16 protein-coding genes are annotated in these 19,837 nt (G+C 68.7%); 9 read left to right on the forward strand and 7 right to left on the reverse strand.

What is annotated here, in order from left to right; translation table 11 throughout:
* Window positions 1–38: 38 nt before the first annotated feature.
* Window positions 39–2,927, forward strand: a complete 2,889-nt coding sequence (locus tag HQ312_RS10960) for an alpha/beta fold hydrolase (protein ID WP_082544653.1) — start codon at window positions 39–41, stop codon at window positions 2,925–2,927.
* Window positions 2,924–3,808 (forward strand): ABC transporter permease, encoded by an 885-nt coding sequence (locus HQ312_RS10965; RefSeq protein WP_222638621.1) that lies wholly within the window; start codon window positions 2,924–2,926, stop codon window positions 3,806–3,808. Before HQ312_RS10960 ends, HQ312_RS10965 begins: the two co-directional genes overlap by 4 nt.
* Before the next feature lie 57 nt (window positions 3,809–3,865).
* Here the strand turns inward: HQ312_RS10965 and uvrB are convergent, their stop codons facing one another.
* On the reverse strand, window positions 3,866–6,028 hold the full coding sequence (gene uvrB, locus HQ312_RS10970; RefSeq protein ID WP_027506756.1) for an excinuclease ABC subunit UvrB: 2,163 nt from the start codon (window positions 6,026–6,028) through the stop codon (window positions 3,866–3,868).
* Window positions 6,029–6,137: 109 nt separating this feature from the next.
* On the opposite strand from uvrB, the gene HQ312_RS10975 reads away from it, so the two are divergent.
* Window positions 6,138–7,661 (forward strand): ATP-dependent DNA ligase, encoded by a 1,524-nt coding sequence (locus HQ312_RS10975; RefSeq protein WP_222638622.1) that lies wholly within the window; start codon window positions 6,138–6,140, stop codon window positions 7,659–7,661.
* 23 nt (window positions 7,662–7,684) lie between these two features.
* Entirely contained in the window at window positions 7,685–8,206 is a 522-nt protein-coding gene (locus HQ312_RS10980) for a DUF402 domain-containing protein (RefSeq protein ID WP_222638623.1), read from the forward strand.
* A 7-nt stretch (window positions 8,207–8,213) separates the two neighbouring features.
* Here the strand turns inward: HQ312_RS10980 and coaE are convergent, their stop codons facing one another.
* Window positions 8,214–9,431, reverse strand: coding sequence for a dephospho-CoA kinase (coaE, locus tag HQ312_RS10985; protein WP_056447955.1), 1,218 nt, complete (start codon window positions 9,429–9,431; stop codon window positions 8,214–8,216).
* A 169-nt stretch (window positions 9,432–9,600) separates the two neighbouring features.
* Here coaE and HQ312_RS10990 point away from each other — a divergent pair, with 169 nt between their 5' ends.
* Complete coding sequence (locus tag HQ312_RS10990) at window positions 9,601–9,831, forward strand: hypothetical protein (protein ID WP_081821417.1); 231 nt, start codon at window positions 9,601–9,603, stop codon at window positions 9,829–9,831.
* A 179-nt stretch (window positions 9,832–10,010) separates the two neighbouring features.
* Here the strand turns inward: HQ312_RS10990 and rpsA are convergent, their stop codons facing one another.
* Window positions 10,011–11,489 (reverse strand): 30S ribosomal protein S1, encoded by a 1,479-nt coding sequence (rpsA, locus tag HQ312_RS10995; RefSeq protein ID WP_027506761.1) that lies wholly within the window; start codon window positions 11,487–11,489, stop codon window positions 10,011–10,013.
* A gap of 356 nt (window positions 11,490–11,845) precedes the next feature.
* On the opposite strand from rpsA, the gene HQ312_RS11000 reads away from it, so the two are divergent.
* A complete protein-coding gene (locus HQ312_RS11000; protein WP_037186791.1) occupies window positions 11,846–12,658 on the forward strand; it encodes a class I SAM-dependent methyltransferase in 813 nt (270 codons plus the stop codon).
* 4 nt (window positions 12,659–12,662) lie between these two features.
* Here the strand turns inward: HQ312_RS11000 and HQ312_RS11005 are convergent, their stop codons facing one another.
* Entirely contained in the window at window positions 12,663–13,799 is a 1,137-nt protein-coding gene (locus tag HQ312_RS11005) for an isocitrate/isopropylmalate dehydrogenase family protein (protein ID WP_222638624.1), read from the reverse strand.
* Between the two features lie 20 nt (window positions 13,800–13,819).
* Here HQ312_RS11005 and HQ312_RS11010 point away from each other — a divergent pair, with 20 nt between their 5' ends.
* Window positions 13,820–14,362, forward strand: a complete 543-nt coding sequence (locus HQ312_RS11010) for a 2'-5' RNA ligase family protein (protein WP_222638625.1) — start codon at window positions 13,820–13,822, stop codon at window positions 14,360–14,362.
* Here HQ312_RS11010 and HQ312_RS11015 read toward each other — a convergent pair.
* Both HQ312_RS11015 and HQ312_RS21900 read right to left on the reverse strand, forming a co-directional pair.
* Window positions 14,352–15,245 carry a DMT family transporter gene (locus tag HQ312_RS11015; protein ID WP_308123872.1) on the reverse strand — a complete coding sequence of 298 codons (894 nt, stop codon included), beginning with the start codon at window positions 15,243–15,245 and terminating at the stop codon, window positions 14,352–14,354. The genes HQ312_RS11010 and HQ312_RS11015 overlap by 11 nt on opposite strands.
* 2 nt (window positions 15,246–15,247) lie before the next feature.
* Window positions 15,248–15,373, reverse strand: coding sequence for a hypothetical protein (locus HQ312_RS21900; RefSeq protein ID WP_261769712.1), 126 nt, complete (start codon window positions 15,371–15,373; stop codon window positions 15,248–15,250).
* An 83-nt stretch (window positions 15,374–15,456) separates the two neighbouring features.
* On the opposite strand from HQ312_RS21900, the gene HQ312_RS11020 reads away from it, so the two are divergent.
* Together HQ312_RS11020 and trxA are read left to right on the forward strand one after the other, a co-directional pair.
* Complete coding sequence (locus HQ312_RS11020; protein WP_027506765.1) at window positions 15,457–16,455, forward strand: GlxA family transcriptional regulator; 999 nt, start codon at window positions 15,457–15,459, stop codon at window positions 16,453–16,455.
* A 103-nt stretch (window positions 16,456–16,558) separates the two neighbouring features.
* Entirely contained in the window at window positions 16,559–16,930 is a 372-nt protein-coding gene (gene trxA / locus HQ312_RS11025; protein WP_027506766.1) for a thioredoxin, read from the forward strand.
* Window positions 16,931–17,011: 81 nt separating this feature from the next.
* Here the strand turns inward: trxA and polA are convergent, their stop codons facing one another.
* Window positions 17,012–19,675, reverse strand: coding sequence for a DNA polymerase I (polA, locus tag HQ312_RS11030; protein WP_056447950.1), 2,664 nt, complete (start codon window positions 19,673–19,675; stop codon window positions 17,012–17,014).
* Window positions 19,676–19,837: the final 162 nt, after the last annotated feature.

Raw genomic sequence — 19,837 nt, forward strand, 5'->3', positions numbered from 1 at the left:
CGAAAGCACGTGTCTCTCCCCTCGCATACATTGAAGTAATGCCACGACCCCGATTCCGGTTGCCCGGACGCGCCTCGACGCTCGGACGACCGGTGATCGTCGTCGTCGCGGTGCTCGTCGTCCTCGCCCTCGCCGTGGCGTCTTTCGCACTTCTGCGCGACTCGAACGGTTCCGCGTCGTCGGTGCGGACCGAGGACGCCGTCCGCACACTGCCGGAGAGTCCGGGCAGCAGTGCCACCGTCGACATCGACACGACGCTGTACCTGCCGGACACGGACGGGCCCGTACCGGCGGTGTTGTTGGCCCACGGCTTCGGCGGCGACAAGAACTCGGTGGCCGCCCAGGCACGGGATCTCGCGTCGCGAGGGCTCGTCGTCCTCGCGTACAGCGCGCGCGGCTTCGGCCTCAGCACCGGCAGCATCGGCCTCAACGATCCCGATCGTGAGGTGGCCGACGCTCGCGGGCTGATCGACTACCTGGCCACTCGCCCCGAGGTGCAACTCGATTCCCCGGGTGACCCTCGGGTCGGCGTCGCCGGTGGTTCCTACGGCGGCGCGCTCGCGCTCATGGCGGCCGGAACCGATCCTCGCATCGACGCGGACGCCGCCTCGATCACGTGGAACGACCTGAACCAGTCCCTCTTTCCCAACTACTCGGTGGCCGAGCCGTCGTCGCAGGCACCGACACCCGCCGTGTCCGAGGGCAGCGACGCCGGCGTCCTGAAGCGCGGCTGGGCCGGCATCTTCTTCGGCGCCGGTGCGGCCCCCGCTCCCGGTGGAGCCGGCGACGCTCCGACATCGACCGCCCCCGCTGGAGCATGCGGCCGGTTCGCCCTCCAGGTGTGTCTCGCGTACGCGGAGTCCGCGGTGAGCGGACAACCGTCCGAGGCCACCAGCGAACTGCTGCGTGCGCGCTCGCCCCGGTCGTTCGCCTCCTCGATCACCGCACCCACCCTGCTCGTGCAGGGCCAGCGCGACACCCTCTTCGGACTCGACCAGGCCGACGCCACCGCGCGGCAGATCGCGGCGGCCGGTGGCTCGGTCCAGGTGCGGTGGTTCGACGGCGGCCACGATGCCGGCGGGACCGACGCCACCGCGGACGGTGCGGTCGCGGACTTCCTGGTGCAGCATCTGATCGGGGACGGGACCGACTCCCCGCGCGCCGATTCGGCGTTCACGTACGCGTTGGCGGGCGATCCGACCGACCAGGGCGATCGGGCTCGCGAGCTCACCGCCGCCGCGTATCCGGGGCTCTCGGACGCCACTCCGACCGAACGCCAGGACTTCCCGCTCACCTCGGCCACCGGCAACGACACTCAGACCGTCGTCCGGCCGCCCGGTGGGTCCCCGGCTGCTCTCACGTCTCTGCCCGGGGTCGGCTCCGCCTCGGTCCTCGGCGGCGCCGCGGCCGGGCTCGGCGGGGCCGCGAGCGCACTCCTGACGGGCGACATCCCGGGACAGACCGCGTCGTTCGTCACGGAGCCGCTCGACTCGTCGTACACGATCGTCGGTACGTCGTCGGTGTCCGTCACCGTCGGTCCGACCACCTCGCCGAGCGGCACCGTGCTCTTCGCCAAGCTGTACGACGTGTCCGACGACGGTCGACGCACTCTGCCCAACGGCCTGGTGTCCGCGGTGCGGGTCCCCCCGTCCGACCAGCCCTCCACGGTGAGCGTCACGTTGCCGGGCATGGCATACCAGGTCGCCGCCGGGAATCGCGTCGAGGTGGCGTTCTCCACCACCGACCAGGCCTACGCCGTCCCGCTCGAGCCCGCGGCGGTGTCGGTCACACTCTCCGACGCCACGCTCGCGCTGCCCGAGGTACCCGCCGAGAACGCGGAGTCGACGTTCCCGTGGGTCCCCGTCGTGGGCATCGCGGGGCTCGCCGTGCTGGTCGCCGCCCTCGTCGCTCTCGCATCGTTCATCTCCCGGCGTCGCACCGTCGCCGAGGTGGACGAGTCGCTGGTGGACGTCCCGCTGGTGATCACCGATCTCGCGAAGAGCTACTCCAACGGCTTCCGCGCGGTGGACGGCGTGTCGTTCCGCGTCGGCGCGGGGCAGGTGCTCGGGCTCCTCGGCCCCAACGGCGCCGGCAAGACCACCACGCTGCGCATGCTGATGGGCCTCATCACGCCCTCCAGCGGCGAGATCCGGGTCTTCGGGCACCTGGTCTCTCCGGGGGCGCCGGTCCTGTCCCGACTCGGTTCCTTCGTCGAGGGGTCCGGATTCCTTCCCCATCTCTCGGGGATGGAGAACCTGGACCTGTACTGGAAGGCGACCGGCCGACCGGCGGAGGACGCCCATCTCGAGGAGGCACTCGAGATCGCCGACCTCGGCACGGCGATCCACCGCAAGGTCCGGTCGTACAGCCAGGGCATGCGGCAACGGCTCGCCATCGCGCAGGCGATGCTCGGACTCCCGGACCTCATGGTCCTGGACGAACCCACCAACGGGCTCGACCCGCCCCAGATCCGCACCATGCGCGACGTCCTCATCCGCTACGCGCAGACGGGACGCACGGTCCTGGTCAGCAGCCACCTGCTGGCGGAGGTCGAGCAGACCTGCACGCACGTCGTCGTCATGAACAAGGGCGTCGTCATCAGCTCCGGGACGGTCGACGATCTGATCGGCGCGAGCGGTCCGCTGGAGTTCCGTGTCGATCGGCCCGCCGATGCCGTCTCGGTGCTGCGAGGCATCGACGGCATGGGCGAGGTCGTCGAGGCGGAACCGGAGGGCGCGATCAAGGCGCAGCTCGGAGTGCTCGATCCCGCGATGGTGGTGCGGACGTTGGTGGGCGCCGGTATCGGCGTCTCCTCCGCGTCGCGATCGACACGACTCGAGGACGTCTTCCTCGACCTCGTGCACGACGACACCGACCGACTCCGTCATGCGGCGGAAGCATCCTCGGGGAACGGAACGACCACATGAGCGCCGACAGTCGACCGACGACCACCGCCGCGGCGCATCCGGACGGCCGGGTCGCGGGGTACACCCCCGCGGGCACGCTGTCGCTACGGACCGAGCTGACGCGGCAGTTCACGCGGCGGAGAACCCAGTTGTCCCTGGGCTTCCTCGCGTTGCTGCCCGTCATCATGGCCATCGCGTTCACGGTGGGCGGGTCGGACTCCGACACCGCCAGCGGGAGCCTCATCGACCTGGGCACGCAGAGCGGGGTGAACTTTCTCGTCTTCGCCCTGTTCGTGTCGGTGGGATTCCTGCTGATCGTGGTGGTGGCGCTGTTCTTCGGCGACGCGATCGCCAGCGAGGCATCGTGGTCGAGTCTGCGCTACCTGCTCGCGGTTCCTGTTCCGCGAGGTCGGCTGCTGCGACAGAAGGCCCTGGTGTCGGCGATCCTGTCGCTCGCCGCGCTGCTCACGCTCGTGGGGGTGTCGCTCATCCTGGGCAGCGTGCTGTACGGCCTGGGGTCGCTGGTGTCACCCTTCGGCGATGCCCTGTCGTTCGGGCTGTCGATCGGGAGGCTCGCGATCGGCGTCGTCTTCATCGCGATCAATCTGACGTGGGTGGCCGGGCTGGCACTCGCCCTGTCGGTGTCCACCGACGCGCCCCTGGGCGCGGTCGGCGGCACGGTGATGGTGTCGATCGTGGCCCAGATCCTCGATCAGATCACGGCACTGGGATCACTGCGCAACCTGTTGCCCGGCCACTACTCGACGTCGTGGACGGGCGTGCTGTCACCGACGCTGTCGTGGAACGACCTGCTCGACGGCGCGTTCTCCTCGCTCGCGTACGCCACAATCTTCGGCATCATCGCGTGGCGACGATTCGCGACGAAGGACATCACGAGCTGACGACGAGGCCCGGCACCGTGGCCGTCGGTGCCGGGCCTTCTCGTGTGCGAGGACGGGTCAGGACAGGCCCGCGGCGTCCATCCCGCGCAGCTCCTTCTTGAGGTCCTGGATCTCGTCGCGCAGACGGCCTGCCAGCTCGAACTGCAATTCGCGCGCCGCGTTCATCATCTGATCGGTGAGCTGCTTGACCAGGTCTGCCAGCTCGGCGCGCGGCATGGTCGAGACGTCGCGCCCCTCCACGACACCGCTGCTGCCGGCTCGTCCCGCCTCGCCGGGCGCCCGCCGGCCACGGCTCGCGTTGCGGCCCGATCCACCGATGTCCACGGTGGCCTCGGTGTCCTCCGCCTCCTCGTACACCTGGTCGAGGATGTCGGCGATCTTCTTCCGCAGCGGCTGCGGATCCACGCCCATCTTCTCGTTGTAGGCGATCTGCTTGGCGCGACGACGCTCGGTCTCCTCCATGGCGTACTGCATCGAGTCGGTGATCTTGTCGGCGTACATGTGCACCTGGCCGGACACGTTTCGGGCCGCACGGCCGATGGTCTGCACCAGGCTGGTCCCGCTGCGCAGGAAGCCCTCCTTGTCGGCGTCCAGGATCGCGACGAGGGAGACCTCCGGGAGGTCCAGACCCTCACGGAGCAGGTTGATGCCGATGAGCACGTCGTACTCGCCGAGCCGGAGCTGACGTAGCAGCTCGACGCGTCGGAGAGTGTCGATGTCGGAGTGCAGGTAGCGCACCCGGATACCGAGCTCGAGGAGGTAGTCGGTGAGATCCTCCGCCATCTTCTTGGTCAGCGTGGTGACCAGGATGCGCTCGTCCTTCTCGGTGCGCTGGCGGATCTCGTGCACGAGGTCGTCGATCTGGCCCTTGGTGGGCTTGACGACGATCTCGGGGTCGACCAGGCCGGTCGGGCGGATGACCTGCTCGACGACCTCACCGCCGCTCTGTCCCAGCTCGTACTTGCCGGGGGTGGCCGACAGGTACACCGTCTGCCCGATGCGCTGCGTGAACTCCTCCCACGTCAGGGGGCGATTGTCGGTGGCCGACGGCAGCCGGAAGCCGAACTCCACGAGGTTGCGCTTGCGCGACATGTCCCCCTCGTACATGGCACCGATCTGGGGCACCGTCACGTGGGACTCGTCGATGACGAGCAGGAAGTCGTCCGGGAAGTAGTCGATGAGTGTGGCCGGCGCAGTCCCGGCAGGTCGCCCGTCGATGTGGCGCGAGTAGTTCTCGATGCCGGAGCAGAAGCCGACCTGCTTGATCATCTCGAGGTCGTACTGCGTACGCATGCGCAACCGCTGGGCCTCGAGCAGCTTGCCCTTGCCCTCCAGATCGGCGAGCCGCTCCTCGAGCTCGGCCTCGATGTCCCGCACCGCACGCTCCATGCGCTCGGGCCCGGCGACGTAGTGGGTCGCCGGGAAAATGCGCACGCTGTCGACCTGGCGCACCACGTCGCCGGTGAGCGGATGGAGGAAGTACAGCGCCTCGATCTCGTCGCCGAAGAACTCGATCCGGACGGCGAGTTCCTCGTAGGACGGGATGATCTCGACGGTGTCGCCGCGCACACGGAACGATCCGCGGGTGAACGCCATGTCGTTGCGGGTGTACTGCACGTCGACGAGCAGCCGGAGGAACTTGTCGCGCGGGACCTCCTGCCCCACCTCGAGATGCACCGACCGGTCCACGTAGGACTGCGGTGTGCCGAGACCGTAGATGCACGACACCGAGGCGACCACCACGACGTCGCGACGGGACAGCAGATTCGCCGTCGCCGAGTGACGGAGCCGCTCGACGTCGTCGTTGACCGACGAGTCCTTCTCGATGTAGGTGTCGGTCTGGGCGATGTAGGCCTCGGGCTGGTAGTAGTCGTAGTACGAGACGAAGTACTCGACGGAGTTGTTGGGCAACATCTCTCGCAGTTCGTTGGCCAACTGCGCAGCCAACGTCTTGTTGGGCGCCATGAGCAACGTGGGCCGTTGCACCTGCTCGATCAACCACGCGGTGGTGGCCGACTTTCCGGTGCCGGTGGCGCCCAGGAGCACGATGTCCTTCTCGCCCGCCTGGACCCGCTTGGTCAGCTCCGCGATGGCCGTCGGCTGATCGCCCGCAGGGCTGTACTCGCTGACCACCTCGAAGGGACGATCGCTGCGCTCGATGTCGCCCACGGGACGGAACTCGGAGTGCGCCAGGACGGGTTGTTCAGCTGCAAAAGCCATACCACCAGAGTAGGCCCGACCACCGACACAGTCGCCGTTCGGCGGGTCACACGACCCGGCCGCGGGTACACCGACCGTCGCTGTCGGACCTGCGCGTCACAATGAGCCCATGCTGCTCGCACGCGTCGTCGAGACCTCGGCCACGGTGGCCGCCACCCGGTCCCGCAAGGCCAAGGTCCTGGCGCTCGCCGCGCTGCTGTCCGAGTGCGCTCCCGAGGAGGTCGCCCTGGTGACGCTCTACGCGTCCGGCACTCTGCGTCAACGCCGTACCGGCCTGGGGTGGCGCAGCGTCGCCACTCTCCCCCCGGCCGCCGACGCACCGACGCTGACGGTCGCCGCCGTCGACGCGGCGTTCGACGCCGTCTCGACGATGGCGGGTCCGGGATCGCAGGCAGCACGCGCGGCGGCGGTGTCCGCTCTGTTCGGCAGCGCCACCGACACGGAACAGACCTGGCTGCGCGGCGTGGTCACCGGTGAGGTCCGCCAGGGTGCGCTCGACGCGCTGGTCCAGGAAGCCGTGGCGGCCGCGGCCGACGTCCCGCTCCCCGAGGTGCGCCGGGCCGCGATGCTGTCGGGATCCACGGTGACGGCCGCGACGGCCGCGTTCACCGGCGGGTCTGCGGCACTCGCGGAGCTGGGACTGACCGTGGGCCGAGCGGTGCTCCCCATGTTGGCCTCCAGCGCCCCCACCGTGGCCGAGGGCGTGGCGAAGGCGGCCGGTGGCGCCGCCGGCGCCGTGGCGCTCGACACCAAGCTGGACGGCATCCGTGTGCAGGTCCACCGTCGCGGTGAGGACGTCTCGATCAGCACCCGCAGTCTCGACGACATCACCGCACGCCTGCCCGAGGTCGTCGAGTACGTGCGCGCCCTGCCGCTCACCTCCGTGGTGCTCGACGGCGAGGCACTGGCCCTGGACGAACAGGGACGTCCGCGGGCCTTCCAGGAGACGGCGTCACGCACAGCGCAGTCGACGGGTGTGGCCGTGACGCCCTTCTTCTTCGACATCCTGCACCTGGACGGTGAGGACCTGCTGGACCGTGCGCTGCACGAGCGGCTGGCCGTTCTCGACGCTCTGATCCCGGAGGGCAACCGTGTGCCGCGGCTGGTGACGGCCGACCTCGAGGCCGCGGACTCGTTCGCGGCGTCGGCGGTCGCGTCCGGTCACGAGGGTGTGGTCGTCAAGAACCTCGATGCGCCGTACGACGCGGGACGGCGGGGCGCCGCCTGGGTCAAGGTGAAGCCGGTGCACACGCTCGACCTGGTGGTGCTCGCAGTCGAGTGGGGATCCGGTCGCCGGTCCGGTCTGCTGTCCAACATCCACCTGGGCGCAGTGGATCCTGCCGGCGGGTTCGTGATGCTGGGCAAGACCTTCAAGGGCATGACCGACGAGATGCTCGCCTGGCAGACGGAGCGGTTCCTGGCTCTCGAGACGGGACGGACCTCGCACGTGGTGCACGTGCGGCCCGAGCAGGTCGTCGAGATCGCGGTCGACGGACTGCAGCGTTCCTCGCGCTATCCGGGCGGCATCGCACTCCGATTCGCGCGCGTGGTCCGCTACCGCGACGACAAGGTGGCTGCGGACGCCGACACGCTCGACGGCGTGCGCAGCATGTTCGCGCCGCCCGCTCCGTGACGGTGCGCGGTACGGTGCGGACCATGACGGGTCTGGCACACGTGCACCCACCGAAGGTCGAGGTGTTCGACGTCGCGGGACGCACCAACACCGATCCGAAAGGTGTCGTCCGCCCGGTCGACGTGTACGAGACGACCGACTGGGGGCTCTACATGGCCCGTCCGTCGGACCATCCGTCCTTCGACTACCTGGAGTCGTGGATCGTCCCCAGCCTGGGTATCCGCGCGTCGATCTTCCACTACCTGCCCACGCATGTCCGCGACCAGAACCACTACGTCGACATCGGCGAGTTCGTCCGCGACGGGGACGTGTGGTACTCGGTCGACCACTACCTCGACATCGTCGTCCGTACCGGCCGCGACGCCGAGCTCCTGGACGTCGACGAATTGCTCGTCGCGCACAGCACCGGGTTGCTCGACGCGCGGACGACGGAGGCCGCCATCCGTCGGGCGTCCGACGCCGTGGACGGAATCGCGGCGGCGAACCACGACGTCGACGGATGGCTCGCCGCTCTCGGCATGACGACCCACTGGGCGGATCGCTGAGGAGCGATCAGTCGGCTTTCCACCCCGTCCGAGCCGCCCACTCCACGACCTCGGGATACACACTGTCGAAGTACGGCGCCTTCTCCCCCACGTACGCCTCGATGGCGTCCACGTACTCGCCGTGTTCCGCGGCTCGCGCGGCAGCACGGGTCTTCACGTCGAGGTACGCCTCCCGAGCGGCGGGGTCGGCGCGAAGCCGGTCTCGGAACATGAGCGCGAAGACCTGTCCGGGGTACCCGTCGACCCGGAGGTGGATGTTCACCGGTCTGCCCGGGTCGGCTGCGCCGTGCAGACGCTTCTCCCACAGTGCAGGATCGGCTTCCCCCGGCACCGCCGACGGCTTCGGGTCGTCGGCCGTGATGTGTTCGATGCGCGGAAAGGTGGCCGCCGTCAACGGATCGCGCAGTGCGTCCGCGGTGGCGAGATCCGCCACCGTCACCTGGATGTCGAGGACGTCCTTCGCCGGGAAGTCGGGAACCGCGGTGGATCCGATGTGGTCGATCCGTAGCGCTCGGTCGCCGCAGGCGAGACGCACACGATCCATCACGCGCTGTGCCTCGGCGGGCCACATCGGGTCGGCCGGCACCACGCGGGGGGCGGTCCGGGCCACGGTCTCCGAGCGGAGGTTGGCCGCGAAGAGCTCGAGACGATCGGCCCAGAGTTCACGGACGGTGGCCTCCAACGCTTCCGGTGTCCCGGAGTTGTCGAGCCACACGTCGGCGGCGGCGCGGCGCTGCTCGTCCGTCGCCTGGGCTGCGATGCGGGCGCGGGCGTCGTCCTCGTTCAGCCCACGCGACGCCACCAGCCGTCGCACCCTCTCCTCCGCCTCGACGTGGACGACCACGACGAGGTGAAAGGCTGCGGCGGTGCGAGATTCGACGAGCAACGGGATGTCGTGCACCAGGACGCAGTCCGGCGGAGCGCTGTTCACGAGCTCGGTCGTGCGCTGCCCGATCAAGGGGTGCAGGATGCCGTTCAGGGCGAGGCGGGATTCCTCGTCCCCGAAGGCCTTGGCCGCCAACGCCGGTCGATTCAGGCTGCCGTCGTCAGCCAGGATGTCCCCGCCGAAGCGCTCGACGAGAGCGGCCAGCCCGGGCGTGCCCGGCTCCACGACCTCGCGCGCGATTTTGTCGGCGTCCACCACCACGGCGCCGAGGTCGGCGAGGGTGCGTGACACCGTCGACTTCCCCGCGCCCATTCCACCGGTCAATCCGATTCTCAACACGCACCCAGTGTGGCCGAGTCCGGCGCGCAGCGCATCAACACGCCGCGAATCACCAGTCTCAAATGCACCATGTTTCCCAACCTGTCGGTTATCTTCGAGGCGCACAACAGGCTTTCGTATTTTCTCCGGAAGGCTCCGCGAGACGGTACTCGACAGGTAAAGGACGGGCATGAACACCATTGCGGGAGAGGGAGTCGGTCGGATGCAGTCCGGACGGCACCGCCTGGGCATGTCCGACGGCGTCCACTGCATCCTGATCCCTCAGGTCGCCGATGCGCTGGCGGAACATCGCCGCAACTGGTTCACCTCGCTCATCAGCCCTGCCCGCCACAGCTTCGCGTCCATGCGCAAGCGCGGCGTGCAGATGGGCACCGGCTGGAGTGCAGCCGCAGCGAGCTGACCCACCGCACCACCGACCACACGAGAGAAGGCCCGATCCTGCGCGGATCGGGCCTTCTCTCGTGTGTGGAGCCGGTCGGGTGCCGGTGCCACGAACGGGAGAAGCCCCGAACCTGTGCGGTTCGGGGCTTCTCTCGTTCAGCGGTCGATCAGCGGATCATGCTCCGCCGGGTCGGCGAATCAGGCTCCGCCGGACAGCTTCTCGCGCAGAGCGGCGAGCTGAGCGTCACTGGCGAGCGATCCGCCGGTGGACTCGGGAGCTGCTGCCGCCGGTGCACCCTGTGCGGACGGGGTACCTGTCTCCGAGGAGTAGCCGGCCGCTGCGTTGGCAGCTTCCTGCGCCTCGTCGGCTGCGGTCTTCTCCATCTGCGCGGTGTGCATCTTGTGGCGACGCTCCGCCTCGGCGTAGCGGCCTTCCCACTCCTCGCGCTGCTTGTCGAAGCCCTCGAGCCATTCGTTGGTCTCGGGATCGAAGCCCTCGGGGAAGACGTAGTTGCCCTGCTCGTCGTACGAGTCGGCCATGCCGTACTTGGACGGATCGAACTCGGCGCTGTAGTCCTCGTTGGCCTGCTTCAGCGACAGCGAGATGCGGCGACGCTCGAGGTCGATGTCGATGACCTTGACGAGCGCGTCGTCGCCCACGGTGACGACCTGGTCCGGGACCTCCACGTGGCGCTCGGCCAGCTCGGAGATGTGGACCAGGCCCTCGATGCCCTCTTCGACGCGCACGAACGCACCGAAGGGAACCAGCTTGGTGACCTTGCCCGGGACGATCTGACCGATCGCGTGGGTACGGGCGAACTGACGCCACGGGTCTTCCTGCGTCGCCTTGAGCGACAGGGAGACACGTTCGCGGTCCAGGTCGACGTCGAGAACCTCGACCGTGACCTCGGTGCCGACCTCGACGACCTCGGACGGGTGGTCGATGTGCTTCCAGGACAGCTCGGACACGTGGACCAGGCCGTCGACTCCGCCGAGATCGACGAACGCGCCGAAGTTGACGATGGAGGACACGACGCCCTTGCGGACCTGGCCCTTCTGGAGCTGGTGCAGGAACTCGCTGCGCACCTCGGACTGCGTCTGCTCGAGCCATGCACGGCGCGAGAGGACGACGTTGTTGCGGTTCTTGTCGAGCTCGATGATCTTGGCCTCGATCTCCTTGCCGACGTACGGCTGGAGATCGCGGACACGACGCATCTCGACGAGCGACGCGGGAAGGAAGCCACGGAGACCGATGTCGAGGATGAGTCCACCCTTGACGACCTCGATGACGGTGCCCTTGACGGCCTCGTCCTTCTCCTTGAGCTCCTCGATGGTGCCCCAGGCGCGCTCGTACTGTGCGCGCTTCTTCGACAGGATCAGACGACCCTCTTTGTCCTCCTTGGTGAGGACGAGAGCTTCGACCTCATCGCCCACGGAGACGACCTCGTTGGGGTCGACGTCGTGCTTGATGGAGAGCTCGCGAGAGGGGATGACGCCTTCGGTCTTGTAACCGATGTCGAGCAGGACCTCGTCACGGTCGACCTTGACGATCGTGCCCTCGACGATGTCGCCATCGTTGAAGTACTTGATCGTCGCGTCGATCGCGGCGAGAAAATCCTCGGCGGAGCCGATGTCGTTGACGGCTACCTGCGGCGAGGTGACGGTGGATGAGGCCATGTGGTGAGTTGCTCCGGACGGGTTGGGGTCGGTGGATGGATGTTCGGTCGGACAGACTCGTTCTTCCTGCGGACAGGACACGCGTGCTGCCGTATCTTGAGCGCTGGGAGACGAGACACGACGCAGTCCCCCCGGACACGCCACGGACCCTCGCCGACGAGCGGGAGTCCGACCACGTGCACGCGAAGACAGACATTCGCGTATCGAAGACTACTCGGTGCCCCGCGCACCGAGCAAACCCGGTTACCGTGTTGCGCGTGTCCACAGAAACCCCCGGCGATCTCGGTGTTCCGGCACGTCCGACCGGGTCCACGCCCGGCCACGCTCCCGCCGCCGACGCGGCCCCCGCGGAGCCGCTGCCCGGTCGCCGCCGCGTCGACTCCCGATCCTCCGAGCGGGCGTCCCGGTCCTGGTGGGACCAGGATTCCGACGAGTACCACCGCACCCACGGCGACTTCCTCGGCGTGACGAGCGAGGCCGGCGAGTTCGTGTGGTGCCCCGAGGGTCTGCACGAGGGCGACGTGCACCTGCTCGGTGACGTCGAGGGGCGCGACGTGCTCGAGATCGGATGCGGATCCGCGCCCTGCTCGCGTTGGTTGGCCAGTCACGGTGCCCGCGCGACGGGCCTCGACATCTCGGCCGGGATGCTGGCGCACGGCGCTGCGGCGATCGCGGCCCGCGAGGCATCGTCCCCCGGCAGTGCGTCACCCGCGCTGATCCAGGCCTCCGCGGAGAACCTGCCGTTCGCCGACGCGTCGTTCGACGTGGTGTGCTCGGCCTTCGGCGCGATCCCGTTCGTCGCCGACTCCGCCGGAGTCATGCGTGAGGTCCGGCGCGTGTTGCGCCCCGGCGGACGGTGGGTGTTCTCGGTCAACCACCCGATGCGGTGGATCTTCCCGGACGATCCGGGCCCGGCCGGGCTGACCGCCACCATCCCCTACTTCGACCGCACGCCGTACGCCGAGTTCGATCCTGACGGCACCGCCACCTACGTCGAGCACCATCGCACGGTGGGCGACCGCGTTCGCGAGATCGTCGCCGCCGGGCTGACTCTGGTCGACATCGTCGAACCCGACTGGCCGGAGTGGCTCGATCGCGAGTGGGGTCAGTGGTCGCCGTTGCGTGGCGAGCTCTTCCCCGGCACCGCGATCTTCTGCTGCACCGCCTGACCTGTCACAGACCGCGCACCACGTGGGCGTCGACCGTCTCGAGGAACTCGCTCGTGGACGCGAGTCCCCCGATGTCCGCGGTACCGACTCCCGAGGCGATGGTCGCCTCGACCGCCGCGCGGATCCGCTCACCCACCCGTGCGTGATCGGCGGGCCCGGGTCCCGCCGCGAGGTGCTCGAGCATCGCGGCCACCGACAGCAGCAGCGCCGTCGGGTTGGCGCGGTTGCGGCCCGCGATGTCGGGGGCCGCGCCGTGGGCGGCCTGAGCCATCACCTTGGTGTCCGAGGCATTGATCGACGGTGCCGTCCCGAGCGACCCCGCCAACTCGCCGGTGAGGTCGGACAAGATGTCTCCGAACATGTTCTCGGCCACCAGGACGTCGAAGGTCTCCCCCGACCGCACGAGCTTCGCCGTGAGGGCGTCGATGTGCTCGTGGTCCACCTCGACGTCCGGGTGCCGCTCGGCCACCTCCATGCACACGTCCTTGAACAGCCCCGTCGTCAATCGCAACACGTTCGTCTTGTGCACCACGGTCACGTGACGCCGACGAGTCTCCGCGAGGGCGAACGCCTGCTCGGCGATGCGTTCGCACGCTCGACGGGTGAACACCGCCACGGCCAGGGCGACGTCGGGAGTGGGCATGAACTCCCCGGATCCGACGGCCATGTTGCGGTCGGCGTAGAAGCCCTCGGTGTTCTCCCGGACGACGACCAGGTCCATGTCCGGACTCGTCGCCCGCACGCCCGGCAACGCGCGTGCCGGCCGGATGTTCGCGTACAGATCGAACTCCTTGCGGATGCGACCACCCGGCGTCAGCTGCCCCCGCGTCTCCTCAGGGTAGGACGCGCTGTCGTGCGGTCCGAGGATCCAGGCGTCCAACTCTGCCAACGCGCTCAGGGTGCGCGGCGGTACCGCGTCGCCGAACTCGTCGAGTGCCGCACGACCGAAGGGCAGCTCCACCCACTCGACGGGCGTGGCACCCAGGGCCTGCACGGCCGCATCGACTATCTGTACGGTCCCGGGCACGATCTCGGTGCCGATGCCGTCGCCGTGCAGGACACCGATTCGGTGCGGTGCGCGGCGCGAACCGGCACCGGAGTCGTCGGACTGTGAGGCCCCGGGATGCGCTGCACTCGTCATGGCCGCCATCATTACCCATCATGGTGCAGTCGGTGGAACTCCTCCTGGACGAGCGCAGCGACGATGCGATCCGGCGCGAGTGGAACTACCTCGCCGAGCTGGGCCTGCCGAGTCAAGCTCGGCACGCGGGGGCGTCCAACCGTCCGCACGTCACCATCGCGGTCGCGTCGAGGATCGACGACGTCGCCGAGCGCCGGCTCGCCGCTCTGATCGCCGACGGACGAGACGCCGGGTCGTGGCGGTTCCCCGAGTCGGTACGCCTCGGCGGACTGGTGGTCTTCGGCGGATCGCGGGCGGTCCTGGCCCGCTCCGTCGTGCCGACCGCGGCTCTCCTGGATCTGCACGCGCGGGTGTACGAGGCGCTCGCCGACTCGCCCGGCATTCCCCCGCATCTCGAACCCGGGCACTGGACTCCGCACGTCACCCTGGCGATGCGAACGCGTCCCGAGGACATCGGTTCCGCGGCATCGCATCTCGTGACCGATCTTCAGGACGTCGACGCCGAGGTGTCGGCCGTCCGTCGCTGGGACGGCGACGCGAGAGCCGACTGGCTCATCGGGTGACAGGCGGCGCGGCCACCGAGGCGGCTCGGCGCCTCGTCGTGACCACCACCCCGACGATGATGAGCGCGGTACCGAGCACCGCGTTCGCGGTGACCGACTCGTCGAGCACGAGGGCGCCGAGCGCGATGCCGACGACGGGACTGAGGTACGTCACGGTCGACGCGGCGGACGGTCCCCATCCCGTCACGACGTTGGTGTTCCACAGGAAGGCCAGCCCGGTGCCGGCACAGCCGAGCGCGAGCATCGACGCGACGACGGGCACGTCGAGACGCACCGCGTCGCTCGCCACCACGGGTGCCGCGACCAGCATCATCATCGCGGCGAGACCGATCTGCATCGTCGCCACCGCCAACGACGGCACACCCAGCGGGATGACGAACCGACGCAGGTACACCAGCGCGACACCGTAGGACGCGGTGGCGCCGAGGCACGCCAGCTGCGCACGCGGGCTGCCACTCAGACCGCTCTCCCACGGCGCGAACACCACGACGATGCCGGCGAAGCCGATCAGGAGGCCCGCGGCGCGCAGCAGAGTCGGCCGTTCGGCGGGAAGAACCGCGAAGGCCAGCACCGTCGTCATGAGCGGCGTCGTCGCGTTGACGATGGATGCCGTGGCCGAGTCGATCTCCTGCTCCGCCCACGCGAACAGCAGCCACGGGAGGATGCACTGCACCACCGCGAGGAACGTCGAGTGGAGCCACACGACTCCTTGCCGCGGGAGTCGAACATGCATGGGACGCAACAGGATCAGCAGCGTGGCCGCACCGAGGACGAGTCGCGCCAGCACCACCTGGACGAAGCTCAGCCCCTCGAGGCCCACCTTCATGAACAGGAAGCTCGCGCCCCACACCGCTGCGGTGGCCAGGAACTGCAGTACGAGCACGATCAGAAACGGTAGTCGCCGTGGCGGGTCACCTCGGCATGGGTGTCGGGTGTTCGATCCGCGAGTGCGAGAGCGGCGAGGACAGTGAGGAGGAGCAGGACTGTCGCGAGAACGAGGAAGAAGGTCATGCGAGAAATACTCCGTCGCAGCGGATTCCACCAACAGTGGCAGTAAAGACATATTTCGTCGTTTTCCTGCCATACTGGGCGACATGCTGACGAAGGTGGTCGTCCCGCTCCTGCCGTTGACCGAGGCGTTCGAACTGGGTGTCGCGTGCGAGGTCTTCGGATTCGACCGGTCGGACGACGGACTGCCGGTCTACGACTTCTCGCTGATCGCGGCCGTCCCCGACCCGATCCGCACTCGGTTCGGCTACTCCATCGACGTCCCGTACGACCTCGATCGACTCGACGACGCGGATCTGATCATCATGTCTGCGGGTGGTACCGCGACGGCGCCGGACGGCACGTTCGCCTGCGGCACCGGTGACGGCCACGACCTCGAGCCGCTGGCCGAGAAGTTGCGCGCTGCCGTGGCGAGAGGCGCGCGCGTCGCGAGCCTGTGCACCGGCGCCTTCGTTCTCGGCGAGGCGGGACTGCTGGACGGACGTCGGTGCACGACCCACTGGCGCCATGCGGCGCGCCTGGCCGAGCGCTTTCCCGGCGCCACGGTCGACTCGAACGTGCTCTACGTCCAGGACGGCAACGTCTACACCAGCGCGGGAACCGCTGCCGGGATCGACCTGTGCCTGCACATCGTGCGGTCCACACAGGGCGCCGCGGTGGCCAACGGCATCGCACGACGCATGGTGGTGCCCCCGCACCGTGACGGCGGCCAGGCCCAGTACGTCGCGGTGCCCGTCCCCACCTGCGACTCGGACACCCTCGCCCCGCTCATCGACTGGATCGCCGAGAACCTGCGCGAGGACCTCACCGTGGACGTCCTGGCAGCACGCGTCTCGATGTCGCCCCGCACCTTCGCTCGCCGATTCCAGGCGGAGACGGGCACGACCCCGGCACGCTGGATCAGCGATCAGCGCGTTCTCGAGGCGCAGCGACTCCTCGAGTCCAGTGACCTGTCGGTGGACGCCGTCGCGGACACCGTGGGATTCGGTTCCGCGGCGGTGTTGCGCCAGCACTTCCTGCGGCTACGCCGCACCACACCGCAGTCCTACCGGCGCACCTTCCGGGCGGCGCCCGTCTCGGTCTGATCGAATTCGGGAATGACGGCGCGGGTCCGCCTGTTGACGGTGGACAGAACACCATGCCGGAGCCCACACGAGGTGGGTCGGCACTCACGACGAAAGGATCCTCGTGGCAACGCAGACCCTCACCCAGCAGAACTTCGACGAGACCGTCACCGGTAACGACGTCGTTCTGGTCGACTTCTGGGCCGACTGGTGCGGACCGTGCAAGCAGTTCGCCCCGACGTTCGAGAAGTCCTCGGAGCAGCACCCCGACGTCGTGTTCGGCAAGGTCGACACCGAGGCGGAGCAGGGACTCGCCGCCGCCGCGAACATCCGCTCGATTCCCACGCTCATGGCGTTCCGCGAGGGCGTCCTCGTCTTCGCGCAGCCCGGCGCACTTCCGCAGGCGGCGCTCGAGGACCTGGTCGGCCAGATCAAGGGCCTGGACATGGACGACGTCCGCAAGCAGATCGCGGAGCAGCAGGCCGCGGCCGAGTGACCACCGCGGGCTGACACCCGCACCACGACGGCGGGCGACGGAAGAGATTCCGTCGCCCGCCGTCGTCGTCGTGTGGTCGCCTCAGTGTGCGGCGTCGTCCCAGGTGCGACCCGTTCCCACGGAGACGTCGAGCGGCACCGACAGCTCGATGGCGTGCGCCATCTTGTCTCGGACCAACGCCTCGACCTCGGCGCGTTCGGACTCGACGACCTCGAGCACCAGTTCGTCGTGCACCTGGAGGAGCATCCGCGAGGTGAGCCCGGCCTCGACCAGTCCGAGCTGGACGTCGATCATCGCGACCTTGATGATGTCGGCCGCGGTGCCCTGGATGGGGGCGTTGAGGGCCGCGCGCTCGGCGACCTCGCGGCGCTGACGATTGTCGCTCGTCAGATCCGGCAGGTAGCGGCGACGTCCGTAGAGAGTCGAGGTGTAGCCGACCTTGCGCGCCGCCTCCACGACCTCGTGCAGATAGTCGCGCACCCCACCGAACCGGGAGAAGTACGCCTCCATCTGCTCCTTGGCCTCCTCGGTGGAGATCTTGAGCTGCTGGGAGAGGCCGTAGGCACTGAGCCCGTACGCCAGTCCGTACGACATCGCCTTGACCCGGCGGCGCAACTCCGGCGTCACCTCGTCGATGGGCACCCCGAAAGCGCGCGACCCGACGAAGCTGTGCAGATCCTCGCCGGTGTTGAAGGCCTCGATGAGCCCCTCGTCCTTGGAGACGTGCGCCATGATCCGCATCTCGATCTGGCTGTAGTCCGCCGTCATCAGCGAGTCGTAACCCTCGCCGACGACGAAGCCCTCCCTGATGCGACGGCCCGCGGACGTCTTGACCGGAATGTTCTGCAGGTTGGGCTCGGTGGAGGACAGCCGACCCGTCGCGGCGATGGTCTGGTTGAACGTGGTGTGGATGCGCCCGTCGTCGCTGACCGACTTGAGCAGACCGTCGACCGTCACCTTGAGCCGCGTGGCGTCCCGGTGATCGAGTAGGTGCCGGAGGAAGGGATGCTCGGTCTTCTCGAACATCGACTGCAGCGCTTCGGCATCGGTGGTGTAGCCGGTCTTGGTGCGCTTGGTCTTGGGCATGTCGAGCTCGTCGAACAGGACCACCTGCAACTGCTTGGGTGACCCGAGGTTGATCTGCTTGCCGATCACCGCGTAGGCCGCCTCGGCGGCGACGCTCACCTCCCCGGCGAACTGGCTCTGCAGGTCGTGCAGATGATCGAGATCGATCGCGATACCGGTGTTCTCGACGGTGGCGAGCACGCCGAGCAGCGGCAGCTCCATGTCCGAGAGCAGCGGCGCGGACTCGATCTCGTCGAGCTCACGGTCGAGCGCGTCCGCGAGATCCAGCACCGCCTGCGCTCGCAGTATCTCCCCCTCGGCCACCGCTGCCTGCGTCTCGTCCTCGCTGTCGAGCAGGGACAGCTGGGCGTCGCCGGCGTCCTCGATGCGCAACTCGCGCTTGAGGTACCGCAGCGACAGGTCGTCGAGCGCGAAGCTCCGCTGCCCCGGTCGGACCAGGTAGGCCGCGAGTGCGGTGTCGCTGGTCAACCCCGCGACGGGCCATCCGCGACCGCGCAGCGCATGCAACGCCCACTTGGCCTCGTGGAGCGCCTTGGGCCGCGACTCGTTCGCGAACCAGGCCGCGAGCGCCTGCTCGTCCTCGGCGGTGAGCCCGATGGTCTCGACGTAGGCACCCTCCCCGTCCGCCGACGCGAACGCGACGGCCGACGCGTCACCGTCGAACGGGGACCGCGTCCCCACGACGGAGAGCCCGGTGCGGACACCGTCCTGCGTGTGCGCCTCGAGCCACTCGGCGAGCTCGCCCGGTTCGAGCGCGCGGCCCCGCACCTCGAAGCCCTCCTCCGCCTCCGGCTCGGTCGACGAAAGGGTGGCGAAGAGCCGATCGCGCAACACACGGAACTCGAGATCGTCGAACAGCGCGTGCACGCGTTCGCGGTCCCACGGCGCCAGCTGCAGCTGATCCGGTGTGTACGGCAGAGGGACGTCGCGCACCATCTCGGTGAGCTGGCGATTGAGGACGACGCTGGAGAGATTGGCGCGCAGCGCGTCGCCGACCTTGCCGCGCACGGTGTCGACCTTGTCGACCAGGTCCTCGAGGCTGCCGTACTCCCGGATCCACTTGGTGGCGGTCTTCTCCCCCACCCCCGGGATGCCGGGAAGATTGTCGCTGGGGTCTCCACGCAGCGCCGCGAAGTCCGGGTACTGGGCCGGGGTGAGTCCGTACTTGCTCTCGACCTCCGCCGGCGTGAACCGCGTCAGGTCGGAGACGCCCTTGCGCGGGTAGAGGACGGTCACCTGGTCGTTGACCAACTGCAGCGAGTCCCGGTCGCCGGTGACCACCAGCACCCGGTACCCCGCCGCGACCGCCTGCGTGGTGAGGGTGGCGATGATGTCGTCCGCCTCGAAGCCCGGCTCCGCCATCACCGGGATGCCCAGTGCTCCGAGGACGTCCTTGGTGATGTCGATCTGGCCCGCGAACTCGTCGGGCGTCTTGATGCGATTGGCCTTATACTCCGGGAACTTGTCCGCCCGGAAGGTCTGACGAGAGACGTCGAAGGCCGCGCCGACGTGCGTGGGCGACTCGTCCCGCAGCAGATTGATGAGCATGGAGGTGAACCCGTACACCGCGTTGGTGGTCTGCCCGCTGGTGGTCTTGAAGTTCTCGGCGGGCAGGGCGTAGAAGGCGCGGTACGCCACCGAGTGACCGTCGATCAGCATCAGGAGGGGCGAGGACTCGGTTACTGGACTCACGCAGGTCAGTCTAGGGAGGCGTACCGACACGGGCGTGGTCGGCGGTCGACCGCTTCGAAACAAGACTGAAACATCGAAGAAATCGAAGCGGCCGTTCTCGATACCCGGAGCCCGATAGAGTCCGACAAT

The organism is Rhodococcus sp. BP-316 (assembly GCF_019836105.1).
Classification (GTDB): Bacteria; Actinomycetota; Actinomycetes; order Mycobacteriales; family Mycobacteriaceae; genus Rhodococcoides.